The sequence below is a fragment of the Pantoea conspicua genome (assembly GCF_002095315.1).
In the GTDB taxonomy this organism is placed as follows: Bacteria; Pseudomonadota; Gammaproteobacteria; order Enterobacterales; family Enterobacteriaceae; genus Pantoea; species Pantoea conspicua.
The window spans coordinates 1-11,388 of the sequence record NZ_MLFN01000047.1; the positions used below are offsets into that span (position 1 = coordinate 1).

General features: G+C 57.9%; 11 protein-coding genes. 7 read left to right on the forward strand and 4 right to left on the reverse strand.

All coding sequences use genetic code 11. From position 1 onward, the window contains the following. The 7 genes from HA41_RS14970 to mdcH all read left to right on the forward strand — a co-directional run. The coding region (locus HA41_RS14970) for a triphosphoribosyl-dephospho-CoA synthase (RefSeq protein WP_208612765.1) at window positions 1–371 on the forward strand (371 nt) is incomplete at its 5' end. Between the two features lie 8 nt (window positions 372–379). After that, complete coding sequence (gene mdcC / locus HA41_RS14975; RefSeq protein WP_031375640.1) at window positions 380–679, forward strand: malonate decarboxylase acyl carrier protein; 300 nt, start codon at window positions 380–382, stop codon at window positions 677–679. Further along, complete coding sequence (locus tag HA41_RS14980; RefSeq protein ID WP_094121447.1) at window positions 672–1,505, forward strand: biotin-independent malonate decarboxylase subunit beta; 834 nt, start codon at window positions 672–674, stop codon at window positions 1,503–1,505. Before mdcC ends, HA41_RS14980 begins: the two co-directional genes overlap by 8 nt. Further along, the gene (mdcE, locus tag HA41_RS14985; protein ID WP_094121448.1) at window positions 1,505–2,305 is read left to right on the forward strand and encodes a biotin-independent malonate decarboxylase subunit gamma; all 801 of its coding nucleotides are present in this window, start codon (window positions 1,505–1,507) and stop codon (window positions 2,303–2,305) included. The genes HA41_RS14980 and mdcE overlap by 1 nt, the downstream gene beginning before the upstream one ends. Before the next feature lie 133 nt (window positions 2,306–2,438). Further along, window positions 2,439–3,398: an AEC family transporter gene (locus HA41_RS14990; RefSeq protein WP_094121449.1), complete on the forward strand. Its 960-nt coding sequence runs from the start codon at window positions 2,439–2,441 to the stop codon at window positions 3,396–3,398. A 1-nt stretch (window position 3,399) separates the two neighbouring features. Then, window positions 3,400–4,020: a malonate decarboxylase holo-ACP synthase gene (locus HA41_RS14995; protein ID WP_094121450.1), complete on the forward strand. Its 621-nt coding sequence runs from the start codon at window positions 3,400–3,402 to the stop codon at window positions 4,018–4,020. Then, window positions 4,017–4,919 carry a malonate decarboxylase subunit epsilon gene (mdcH, locus tag HA41_RS15000; protein ID WP_094121451.1) on the forward strand — a complete coding sequence of 301 codons (903 nt, stop codon included), beginning with the start codon at window positions 4,017–4,019 and terminating at the stop codon, window positions 4,917–4,919. Before HA41_RS14995 ends, mdcH begins: the two co-directional genes overlap by 4 nt. Here mdcH and HA41_RS15005 read toward each other — a convergent pair. From HA41_RS15005 to glgC, 4 genes are all read right to left on the reverse strand, one after another. Next, a complete protein-coding gene (locus HA41_RS15005; RefSeq protein ID WP_094121452.1) occupies window positions 4,900–5,835 on the reverse strand; it encodes a LysR family transcriptional regulator in 936 nt (311 codons plus the stop codon). The two genes, mdcH and HA41_RS15005, sit on opposite strands and share 20 nt — an antisense overlap. A gap of 293 nt (window positions 5,836–6,128) precedes the next feature. After that, window positions 6,129–8,576 carry a glycogen phosphorylase gene (gene glgP, locus HA41_RS15010; RefSeq protein ID WP_094121453.1) on the reverse strand — a complete coding sequence of 816 codons (2,448 nt, stop codon included), beginning with the start codon at window positions 8,574–8,576 and terminating at the stop codon, window positions 6,129–6,131. Window positions 8,577–8,595: 19 nt separating this feature from the next. Continuing rightward, entirely contained in the window at window positions 8,596–10,029 is a 1,434-nt protein-coding gene (gene glgA / locus HA41_RS15015; protein ID WP_094121454.1) for a glycogen synthase GlgA, read from the reverse strand. 62 nt (window positions 10,030–10,091) lie between these two features. Continuing rightward, window positions 10,092–11,384: a glucose-1-phosphate adenylyltransferase gene (glgC, locus tag HA41_RS15020; RefSeq protein WP_031375633.1), complete on the reverse strand. Its 1,293-nt coding sequence runs from the start codon at window positions 11,382–11,384 to the stop codon at window positions 10,092–10,094. Window positions 11,385–11,388 lie beyond the last annotated feature (4 nt).

Consider the following 11,388-nt stretch of genomic DNA (forward strand, 5'->3'; position numbering starts at 1 on the left):
CGCGTGAGGAGGCACAACAGGCGTTTCCACACGTGATGAAACGGGCGCTGCCGCAGCTGTTGCGCAGCCGGGCCGCCGGTGCCCGCGAAAGCGAAGCCCGCCTGGACGCACTGATGGCGATTATGACCTCGCTCAGCGATACCTGCGTGCTGTCACGCGCGGGCATGACCGGACTGGAAACCATGCAGCGCGGCGCCCGTGCGGTGCTGCTGGCCGGTGGTTGCCGCACCGCTGAAGGTCAGGCTGCCCTCGCCCGTCTGGATCACCGCATGCTGGCGCTGAACGCCTCGCCAGGCGGTGCCGCCGATTTGCTGGCCGCGACGCTGTTTGTCGACCGGATCTCTCCGGCCGCCCACCACTCTTTTAATTAGAGGTCGTTATGGAACACATCACATTATCTTTCCCTGCTAACCGCGCACTCAGCGGTAAAGCCCTGGCAGGGGTCGTTGGTTCCGGTGATATGGAAGTGCTGTACACCGCAACCGAAGGGCAAACGCTGAATATTGACATCACCACCTCACTGGATAACAGCGACGCCCGCTGGAAGGCGCTGTTTGACCGCCTGAATCTGATCAGCGGCCTGCCTGCCGGACAGCTGGTTATTCACGACTTTGGCGCAACGCCTGGCGTTGCGCGCATCCGTATTGAACAGGTATTTGAGGAGGTGAGTCATGCGTAATGATGCCAGTTTTATTGAATTACGTGCCCGCGAGCGCGCCCGTGCGCTGCTGGACGACGGCAGCTACCGCGAACTGCTGGACCCCTTTGAAGGCATCATGTCGCCGTGGCTGGCACCGCAGGGTGTGGTGCCGCAGTCAGATGACGGCATGGTGGTTGCACGCGGTACGCTGAATGGTCAGCCTGCGGTGGTGATTGCTATTGAAGGCACCTTCCAGGGCGGCAGTATGGGCGAAGTCTCCGGCGCGAAAATGGCCGCGGCACTTGAGCTGGCCGCCGAAGATAATCGCAACGGTATTCCGACCCAGGCGGTGCTGTGCCTCGAAACCGGTGGCGTCCGCTTGCAGGAGGCGAATCTGGGACTGGCGGCAATTGCCGATATCCATGCCGCGATTGTTGACCTGCGTCGCTACACCCCGGTGATCGGCATCATTGCCGGTACCGTCGGCTGCTTCGGCGGGATGTCTATCGCGGCCGCGCTCTGTAGTTACCTGATCGTCACCCGCGAAGCACGCCTCGGTCTTAACGGCCCACAGGTTATCGAGCAGGAAGCGGGCATTGAAGAGTATGACTCCCGCGACCGTCCGTTTATCTGGAGCATGACCGGCGGCGAAATCCGCTATGCCAGCGGCCTGGTAGATGCGCTGGTCAGCGATGGCGTCAATGCGGTGAAAACCGCGATGAACGACTTCATTGCCAAAGGCGTACCGGCGCAGCATCGCAGTGATAAATATGCGGATTTCCTGCCGCGTCTGAGCAACTTCGATACACATCAGCAGGCCGATACCGCGATCATCAAACAGCTTTTCGCCCGGGAGGAGAAATAATGACCCAGACAATCAGCCGAGGTGCAACATGGCTGGAAAAACTCGCACCCCATGCGCAGCGTATGAGTGGTCTGTGCCCTTCTGTTCAGGTGGCTGACGGTGAGCTTAATGGGGAAAGCGTGCGTTTTATCGCCGTGGTCCCTGACGCTGAAAACCACTATCCGCGTGCCGCCAAAGGCGAAGTCGGTCTGCTGGAAGGCTGGACGCTGGCGAAAGTAGTTAATGAAACCCTTGAAGCTGACAGCAACAGCACGGTGAAACGCCCTATCGTGGCGGTGATTGATGTAGCCAGTCAGGCGTATGGTCGCCGTGAAGAGGCGTTTGGTATACATCAGGCGCTGGCCGGTGCCGCAGGCGCCTATGCCAAAGCGCGGCTTGCCGGTCACCCGGTGATTGGCCTGATTGTCGGCAAGGCGATGTCCGGCGCATTTCTGGCGCATGGCTATCAGGCGAACCGTCTGATCGCGCTCAACGATCAGGGCGTGCTGGTCCACGCAATGGGCAAAGAGTCCGCTGCGCGTATCACCCTGCGTACCGTGGACGCGCTGGAAAAACTGGCGGCGACGATTCCACCGATGGCGTATGACGTCAGCAACTTCGCCACGCTGGGCCTGCTCTCTGACCTGCTGACCGTGACCGATCCTGATGCGCCGTCAGATGCCGATCTGGCGATGGTTGAGATCGCCCTGCAGAAAGCCATCGCCGATGCACGCCAGGATCCGAGCCTGAAAAACCGGCTGGGCGCTGAAAATCGCCACAGCTCCTCGCTGGTCCGCGAACGTATGCGCGCCAGCTGGTAAACCGACTAAAAAACAAAAATAAGCCTGCCGGAAACGGCCTGGACGGGGCGGATGACCGCCCCGCAATCAGGGCCGCTTTTTAGAATTATAAACATCGTGTTAGTCAAGAATTCTTCTTAAATACAGGTGATTTATGATCTATACAATTGTTCATGCTCTTGCTCCAATCTTTGTGATTATGCTGCTGGGTTTCTGGGCCGGTAAGGCCGGAATGGTTAATAATAAAGACGTTTCACTGCTCAATATTTTTGTGATGGATTTTGCGCTGCCCGCCGCCCTGTTCAGTGCGACGGTTCAGACGCCCTGGCCGGGCATCGTGGCGCAATGGCCGCTCATCGTGGTGATTACCGGTGCCATGTGGATCACCTATGCGGCGGTCTATTTTAGCGCGACGAAGGTTTTCAAAAAATCGCCTCAGGATGCCGCTGTCCTGACGCTGACCGTTGCGCTGCCGAACTACGCCGCGCTGGGCCTGCCGATTCTTTCCAGCGTGCTGGGTGAAAATGGTGCGACCTCACTCTCTGTTGCGGTATCGATCGCCTGTGGTTCGGTACTGCTGACGCCGCTGTGCCTGCTGATTCTGGAACGCGAAAAGGCGTTTGCTGCCGGTACCGCGCACGGTTCAACCATGACGATGTTGCCGGTGTTAATGTGGCGCTCGCTGAAAAAACCGATCGTGATGGGTCCGTTGATCGGCGTGGTATTGTCGGCGCTGGGTATTAAAATGCCGGATCTGGTGCTGGCGGCGATTAAACCGCTGGGCCTGGCAGCAACCGCAGCAGCTCTGTTCCTGACCGGGGTTATCCTCTCGGCACGCAAACTGAAACTCAACGCAGTGGTCGGCGTCGGTACCGTCGCTAAATTGTTAATTCAGCCGTTTATCGCCTGGGGTCTGGTACTGGCACTGGGTCTGAGTGGTCCGGTGGCGATTACTGCGATTCTGATGATTGCTCTGTCAGCGGGCTTCTTTGGCGTGGTATTCGGCAATCGGTTTGGCGTGCAGTCGCCGGACGCCGAAGCCGTCCTGTTGTTAAGTTCTATTCTGTGTATTTTATCGTTACCCCTGTTCATTACCCTGACATCCGGAATGTAATATGAGCTGTTCACCGCGTCCCCACGATCTGCTCTGGCTTGGTTCAGACAGCGCCCTGTCAGCCATCAGCGAAGCGTGGGTCAGTCAGCACTGGCATCACGCGCTTCCGGTGGTGGTGCGCCGCGATGTCAGTCAATCCGGGCTGATTCCGGTGGGCGTGCGCGGTAAAAAACGCGAACAGCGCGCTGCCGGCTGGGCCGATCCGGCCGGAATTACGCGCATCGTCACGCCGGAGATGCTGGCCGAACGGCAACATCTGTTCGGTTCGCCGTTTGCTGATTACCCACCGGTGAGGGCGGCGATCACGCTGAGCGACAGCGACTGGCCCTGGTGCTGGGGCGTTACCGGCAGTACCGGTTACGCGCTGGCCACCCAGCTACCCACGCTGCATGACGCCAGCGATCTCGACTTACTGATTCGCGCGCCGCAGCCGCTGGCTCGCGACAACCTGCAGCAGTGGCAGGCCCGAACTGAAACGCTGCCGTGCCGTGTAGATACCCAGGTTGAAACCCCGCTCGGTGCGTTTGCCCTTAACGAATGGCTGCGTGAAGGCCGTGTGCTGTTGAAAACCGCCACCGGACCGGTTCTGACCGCCTCTCCCTGGAGCAGAGATTCCGCATGAAAATTCTTTTTACTTTTCCCGGCCAAGGCACGCAGCGGGTCGGTATGTTGCAGCATCTTCCTGACGGCGAGGCGCTGTTAAACAGTGTACGCACCGTACTGGGTGAAGAGACCGATCGGCTGGACAGTGCTGACGCGCTGCGCCATACCCGTGCCGTTCAGCTCAGCTTGCTGATTGCTGGCGTCGCCTGGGCACGCGAGCTGATCAGGCACGGACTCAAACCGGATATCGTCAGCGGCCTGTCGATTGGTGCTTATCCCGCCGCTGTCATTTCAGGCGCACTCGATTTCAGCGATGCGCTACGGCTGGTCGCGCTGCGCGGTGATCTGATGGAACAGGCCTATCCGCAGGGTTATGGCCTGACCGCCATCACCGGACTGACGCTCAGCCGGCTGGAGAAACTGCTGGTCGACAGCAATACCTATATCGCCAATCTCAATGCGGAAACGCAGATTGTCATTGCCGGACGGGACGAGGATATGGCGCGGGTGGCGCAGAAAGCGCTGGATGCCGGGGCCAGTAAAGCGGTCAGGCTGGCGGTGAGTGTGCCTTCCCACTGCGCGCTGCTGGATAAGCCCGCTGCTGAACTGGCTGCTGCGTTTAAGTCTGTCCGCCTTTCGCGTCCCACCTGCGCTTACCTGAGCGGCTCGACGGGACGAGTAATCTGGGATCCAGAGAGGATTGCCGACGATCTCGCCTTTAATATGGCGCGGACGGTGCAGTGGAGTGATGCGGTGATTTCAGCCAACCAGCGCGATGCCCGGCTGGCAATTGAAATGCCGCCTGGCAATGTGCTGACCGGCCTTACACTGCAGGCGGGCTGGCAGGGCGAAGCCATCTGCATGGAGCGCAACAGCGTTGAGGTGGCGCTGCATCTGGCTAAACGGCTGAGTCAGTAAGGCTGCGGGCATACATCCGCCCTTCTGCCGCCAGCGCCAGCAGGTCATGATCACGTTCACGGCGATGTGAGTAGACAATCGAAATCTGCTGACGCATCTGGTAAGCCTCGGCCAGGCTGACCAGCTGGATATTGTTTTCGTAAACTTTTTTCATCCGGCCCGGAATCAGCGCCAGTCCCATGCCGGCCTGCACCAGGCTGACCATCGAAAAGATGTCATTGACCCTGGTGACCACTCGCGGTTCAAAACCCGCGACCTGAAACGCCTCCTGAAAGCCCGCATAGGTGGCAAAGCCTTCGGCCAGCGAAACAAAATCGCGATCGGCATAATCGCGCAGATCCGCCGGACGGCTCAGATCCAGCGCTTCACCGGCCGGTGCGGCCAGGAAAATGTCATCATAAAACAGCGGGATCACATCGAAGCTTGAATCGCTGAGCTCGCCGTTGTTGGTGGCGATCAGGATCGCATCAAGCGCATCATCCTCAAGCATGTTCAGCAGCATCTGGTTGGAACCCATGGTGAGATCAAGCTCCAGCGTCGGCCGACGCAGCTTCATCCCCATAATCAGTCGCGGAATGGTCTCCAGCGTCAGCGAGTAGAGCGTACCGATCCGCAGGCGACCGCAGCCGACACCTGCCACCAGCCGTGCTTCCTCGATGCCTTTACCCATCAGCGCCGTTACATCGCGGCAATATTCCAGCAGCGTCCAGGCGGCAGGCAGCGGCACCAGGTTGCGTCCCTTGTGAATAAACAGCGGGCAGTCTATACCCTCTTCCAGCGTATGCAGCGCGCGGTGAACGCTGACGCTGCTCAGCTCCAGCGCTTCTGCGGTGCGGGCAATATTGCCTTTGTTCATAAACATCATGAAGACGCTGAGTTTACGGAAAGTAATCTCGTGATTGATATTGTCACTCATTGTCTGCTCTGCCTGTCTGTTCAAAAGGTGAAACGCACTGAAACCGGGCTGCATAATAGCCTATGCGTCAGCCAGGCCGATATGATCTGGCAAGGCAGCCGCGGAACTTCTGCCGGGAAGTCGATCGGAAAGACCTCTGGATCCTGCGCTATCAGGGCAGGCCGGATAGGAGAGTGCGCGTTGCGCCACGGTCAGGCGGGAGAACGGAAGGTCACAAGTGTTACTGTGGCGGTGGCGGTGATGACCGGCGCTAAGCCCTGCGGCCGGTCCTTCAGCCGCAGAGAGGTGTCGCCTTACAACCTTATCGGTGAGATATTCCAGATCTCATCAGCGTACTCCTGAATAGTACGATCCGATGAGAAGTAGCCCATGCCAGCGATATTCATTGCGGCGCGTCGTTGCCACTCGTCCGGCTGACGATAGAGTGCATCCACCTTATCCTGAGTATCGACATAGCTGCGATAATCCGCCAGCAGCTGGTAGTGATCGCCGAAGTTGACCAGTGAATCAAACAGGTTACGGTAACGGCCTGGCTCCTGCGGACTAAAGACGCCGGAAGCCAGCTGTGTCAGTACCTGATGCAGCTCCGGGTCCTCTTCGTAATACTGGCGCGGGTTATATCCCCCTTTGCGCAGCGCTTCTACCTGCGGCGTGGTGTTACCGAAAATGAAGATATTCTCTTTACCCACGTGCTCCAGCATCTCGACGTTGGCTCCATCCAGCGTGCCAATGGTCAGTGCGCCGTTCAGGGCAAACTTCATATTACTGGTGCCGGAGGCTTCAGTCCCGGCGGTAGAAATTTGCTCTGAGAGATCGGCGGCCGGGATGATGATCTGCGCCAGACTGACGCTGTAGTTCGGTATAAAGACCACCTTCAGCTTGTTCTTCACCTGCGGATCGTTGTTGATCACTTTAGCGACATCGTTGATCAGATGAATGATGTGCTTGGCAACGTAATAGGCCGAGGCGGCTTTACCGGCGAAGATATTGACGCGGGGTACCCACGCTGCATCGGGATCGGCTTTGATGCGGTTATAGCGGGTGATCACATGCAGTACATTGAGCAACTGCCGCTTGTACTCATGGATACGCTTAATCTGCACATCAAACAGGGCGTTCGGGTCCAGCACCACATCGAGATTTTTCGCCACCCAGTCAGCCAGACGACGCTTGTTCTGATGCTTGGCGACCGCCACTTTTTCAATAAAGGCCGGATAATCGATCTGCGCTTTCAGCTCGCCGAGCTGGCTGAGATCGGTACGCCAGTTGCGGCCGATCTCCTCATCCAGCACCTCAGAGAGGGCCGGATTGGCCAGCGCCAGCCAGCGACGCGGTGTCACGCCGTTGGTCTTGTTGCAGAAACGGCCCGGGAACAGACGTGAGAAATCGGCAAACAGCGACTGCACCATGAGGTTGGAGTGCAATTCAGAGACACCGTTTACCTTGTGGCTGACCACTACCGCCAGCCACGCCATGCGAATCCGGCGGCCGTCGTTCTCGTCGATGATCGAAATGCGCGACAGCAGATCCCAGTCATCCGGGTAGTAGTCCTGGATGGTTTTCAGGAAGAAGTCGTTAATTTCGAAAATGATGCTGAGATGGCGCGGCAGAATTTTGCCAATCATATCAACCGGCCAGGTCTCCAGCGCTTCGGTCATCAGCGTGTGGTTAGTGTAAGAGAAGACCTGACAGCAAACGTCAAACGCGTTGTCCCAGCTGAACTTATGTTCGTCGATCAGCAGACGCATCAGCTCGGGGATCGCCAGCACCGGGTGCGTGTCATTGAGGTGGATGGCGATTTTATCGGCCAGGTTATCCCAGGTCTGATGCATCCGCCAGTGACGATTAAGAATGTCCTGTACCGTGGCAGAGACCAGGAAATACTCCTGGCGTAACCGCAGTTCGCGGCCCGAATAGGTTGAATCATCGGGATAGAGCACGCGGGAAACGTTCTCGGAGTGGTTTTTATCTTCCACCGCCGCGAAATAGTCGCCCTGGTTGAATTTACCGAGGTTGATCTCGTTACTCGCCTGCGCGCCCCATAACCGCAGGGTATTGGTAGCGTCGGTGTCAAAGCCGGGGATGATCTGATCATAGGCCATTGCCAGAATCTCTTCTGTCTCCAGCCAGCGCACCTTCGCCCCTTCATGCTGCACCCGGCCACCGAAACGCACTTTGTAACGGGTATTGAAGCGCTGAAACTCCCACGGATTACCGTATTCCAGCCAGTAATCCGGTGACTCTTTCTGCTCACCTTCCACTATGTTCTGTTTGAACATGCCGTAGTCATAACGGATACCGTAGCCGCGGCCGGGCATCCCCAGCGTCGCCAGCGAGTCGAGGAAGCAGGCCGCCAGGCGACCCAGTCCGCCGTTGCCGAGGCCAGGATCGTTCTCCTCTTCCATCAGCTCGGCCAGATCCAGCCCCATCTCATCCAGCGCCTGGTTCAGATCGTCATAAATACCCATCGCCAGCAGCGCATTGCCCAGCGTGCGGCCCATCAGAAACTCCATCGACAGGTAATAGACCTGTCGCACATCCTGCGACAGCTGAGCACGGCTGGAACGCAGCCAGCGCTCAACCATCCGGTCGCGCACCGCCAGCAGCGAGGCGTTGAGCCACTCATGCTTATTGGCGATAGAAGGATCTTTACCGATGGTAAACATCAGCTTGTAGGCAATCGAATGCTTTAAGGCATCAACCGTCAACGTTGGTGAGGCGTAAGTGAAAGGTGCATTCATATCCAGTTTTCCCAATCCGTTACATCAAACGTTGGTAGAGATCGCGGTAGGCTTGTGCCGCCACCTGCCAGCTAAAATCCATCCCCATGGCCTGACGCTGAACGTAACGCCACAGCGAAGGACGAGACCACAACACAAACGCACGCCGGATGGCCCGCAATAGCGACCAGGCGTTTGCATCTTCAAAAGTGAAACCGCTGGCGATACCGTCCGCCAGATTCTCTAATGAACTGTCATTGACCGTATCGGCCAGGCCGCCGGTACGACGCACTAATGGCAACGTACCATACTTCAGGCCATAGAGTTGGGTCAGACCGCATGGCTCGAATCGGCTCGGCACCACAATCACGTCCGCGCCGCCGACAATGCGGTGGGAGAACGCTTCGTGATAGCCAATCTGCACCCCGACGCTGCCCGGATGCTCGGCCGCCGCGGCGAGGAATCCCTGTTGCAGCTCGGCGTCGCCCTGCCCCAGTAGCACCAGCTGTCCACCCTGCGCCAGCAGGCCCGGCAGCGCTTCCAGTACCAAGTCCAGCCCTTTCTGTTTGGTCAGACGGCTGATGACGCAGAACACCGGCGCCTTATCATCCACCTTCAGCCCCATCGCTACCTGCAGCTGACGTTTGTTTTCCGCCTTGGCTTCCAGCGTGTCGCGGTTATAGCGCGCGTTGAGCAGCAGGTCATGCGCCGGGTCCCAGATTGACGGGTCCACACCGTTGAGAATGCCGCTCAGGCGACCTTCAAGCATCCGCTGTGCCAGTAAGGTCTCCATGCCATAACCAAACTCGGCCGAGGTGATTTCATGCGCATAGGTCGGGCTGACCGCCGTCACGTGATCGGCATAGTAGAGACCCGCCTTGAGGAACGAGATCTGGCCGAAAAACTCCAGTCCGTACATGCTGAAAAACGACCACGGCAGGCCAATCTCTTCCATGTGATGCGCCGCGAACAACCCCTGATACGCCAGGTTATGTACGGTGAACACCGATTTCGCCGGACGACCGCGTGCTTCCAGATAGGCGCAGGTCAGGCCGGCATGCCAGTCGTGGGCGTGAACAATATCTGGTCGCCACATCGTATCCAGCCCGCACGCCAGCTCACAGCCCATCCAGCCGAGCAGCGCGAAGCGCAGATAGTTATCGACGTAGGCAAACTGCGACTCATCATGATACGGACTGCCCGGACGGTCATAGAGCGCCGGCGCATCAATCAGGTAGATGCCTACCCCGTTAAACTCACCAAACAGTAACCGCACATGTCCGGCGAACGTATCCAGTTCTGTGACCACCTGAAGATCAGGTATGCCCTTGCGCAATGCTGGAAAAGCGGGCAATAACACCCGCGTATCCGTGCCACCCGCAATTTGTGCTTGAGGTAATGCCCCGACTACATCAGCCAGTCCGCCCGTTTTAAGCAGCGGGAAAAGTTCTGAACAGACATGTAAAACCTGCATCCTCGACCTCATTAAGTTATCAGGCACGATCCGCGTGCCGATTGCGTGTGTTCCGCTATCGCTTACTGCCCCGCATTGGCCAGTTTAGCCAGCATGGCGCGGGTAACCAGTACGATGCCTTCATCCGAACGGTGAAACCGGCGACTGTCTTCATCAGGGTTTTCGCCGATAACCATTCCTTCTGGCAGCTCGCAGGCGCGATCAATCACACAGCGGCGCAGACGGCAGGATCGGCCAACCACCACATCGGGCAGCAGCACGGTTGAATCAATGTTGCAAAAGGAGTTAACGCGCACCCGGGGAAACAGCACCGAGTTCACCACCACTGAGCCGGAGATAATGCAGCCGCCCGACACCAGTGAATTCATGGTCATGCCGTGACTGCCGGATCGATCCTGAACAAACTTGGCGGGCGGCAACGGTTCCATATGGGTACGGATCGGCCAGGTGACGTCATACATATCCAGTTCAGGCATCACCGAAGCCAGATCAAGGTTGGCGCGCCAGTAGGCTTCCAGCGTGCCAACATCGCGCCAGTACGGCGGCGCCTTGTCATCGTTCTGCACGCAGGAGAGCGCAAAGGAGTGCGCGTAGCCTTCACCGCTCGCCACGATTTTCGGCAGAATATCTTTGCCAAAGTCGTGATTGGAGCCTGGGGTCTGCAGATCTTCTTCCAGCAACGCATAGAGATAATCGGCGTTAAAGACGTAGATCCCCATACTGGCTAGCGCCTGGGTGTCATCACCCGGCATGGTCGGCGGTTTTGGCGGTTTTTCGACGAAGTCGATCACCATGTTCTCTTCGTTCACCGCCATCACGCCAAACGCGGTGGCTTCATGTACCGGCACCGGCAAACAGGCGATGGTGCATTTCGCCTCATTGACCACGTGATCCAGCAACATGCGCGAATAATCCATCTTATAAATGTGGTCCCCGGCGAGGATCACGATGTACTGCGCCTGATAACGGCGAATCACATCAAGGTTTTGTGTTACCGCATCGGCGGTGCCGCGATACCACTGTTCGGTGGAAAAGCGCTGCTGCGCTGGCAGCAAATCCACAAACTCATTCATCTCTTCATTGAAGATCGACCAGCCACGCTGAATGTGCTGGGTCAGGGTGTGGGACTGGTACTGGGTAATCACGCCAATGCGGCGGATACCGGAGTTAACGCAGTTGGATAAGGCAAAGTCGATAATGCGGAATTTGCCGCCGAAGTGGACCGCCGGTTTGGCGCGTTTTGCCGTCAGATCGACCAGGCGTGTACCGCGTCCGCCGGCGAGGATCAGAGCAACCGTTTGTGTAGGGAGCTGGCGCGCCAGCATCAGGTGATCTGTTCTATCTAATTTAACCATGTCT

Coding starts and splice junctions, on each gene's coding strand:
- HA41_RS14990 (WP_094121449.1), top strand. CDS start 2,439: ATGATCTATACAATTGTTCATGCTCTTGCTCCAATCTTTGTGATTATG.
- glgC (WP_031375633.1), bottom strand. CDS start 11,384: ATGGTTAAATTAGATAGAACAGATCACCTGATGCTGGCGCGCCAGCTC.
- mdcC (WP_031375640.1), top strand. CDS start 380: ATGGAACACATCACATTATCTTTCCCTGCTAACCGCGCACTCAGCGGT.
- glgP (WP_094121453.1), bottom strand. CDS start 8,576: ATGAATGCACCTTTCACTTACGCCTCACCAACGTTGACGGTTGATGCC.
- mdcH (WP_094121451.1), top strand. CDS start 4,017: ATGAAAATTCTTTTTACTTTTCCCGGCCAAGGCACGCAGCGGGTCGGT.
- HA41_RS14980 (WP_094121447.1), top strand. CDS start 672: ATGCGTAATGATGCCAGTTTTATTGAATTACGTGCCCGCGAGCGCGCC.
- mdcE (WP_094121448.1), top strand. CDS start 1,505: ATGACCCAGACAATCAGCCGAGGTGCAACATGGCTGGAAAAACTCGCA.
- HA41_RS15005 (WP_094121452.1), bottom strand. CDS start 5,835: ATGAGTGACAATATCAATCACGAGATTACTTTCCGTAAACTCAGCGTC.
- HA41_RS14995 (WP_094121450.1), top strand. CDS start 3,400: ATGAGCTGTTCACCGCGTCCCCACGATCTGCTCTGGCTTGGTTCAGAC.
- glgA (WP_094121454.1), bottom strand. CDS start 10,029: ATGCAGGTTTTACATGTCTGTTCAGAACTTTTCCCGCTGCTTAAAACG.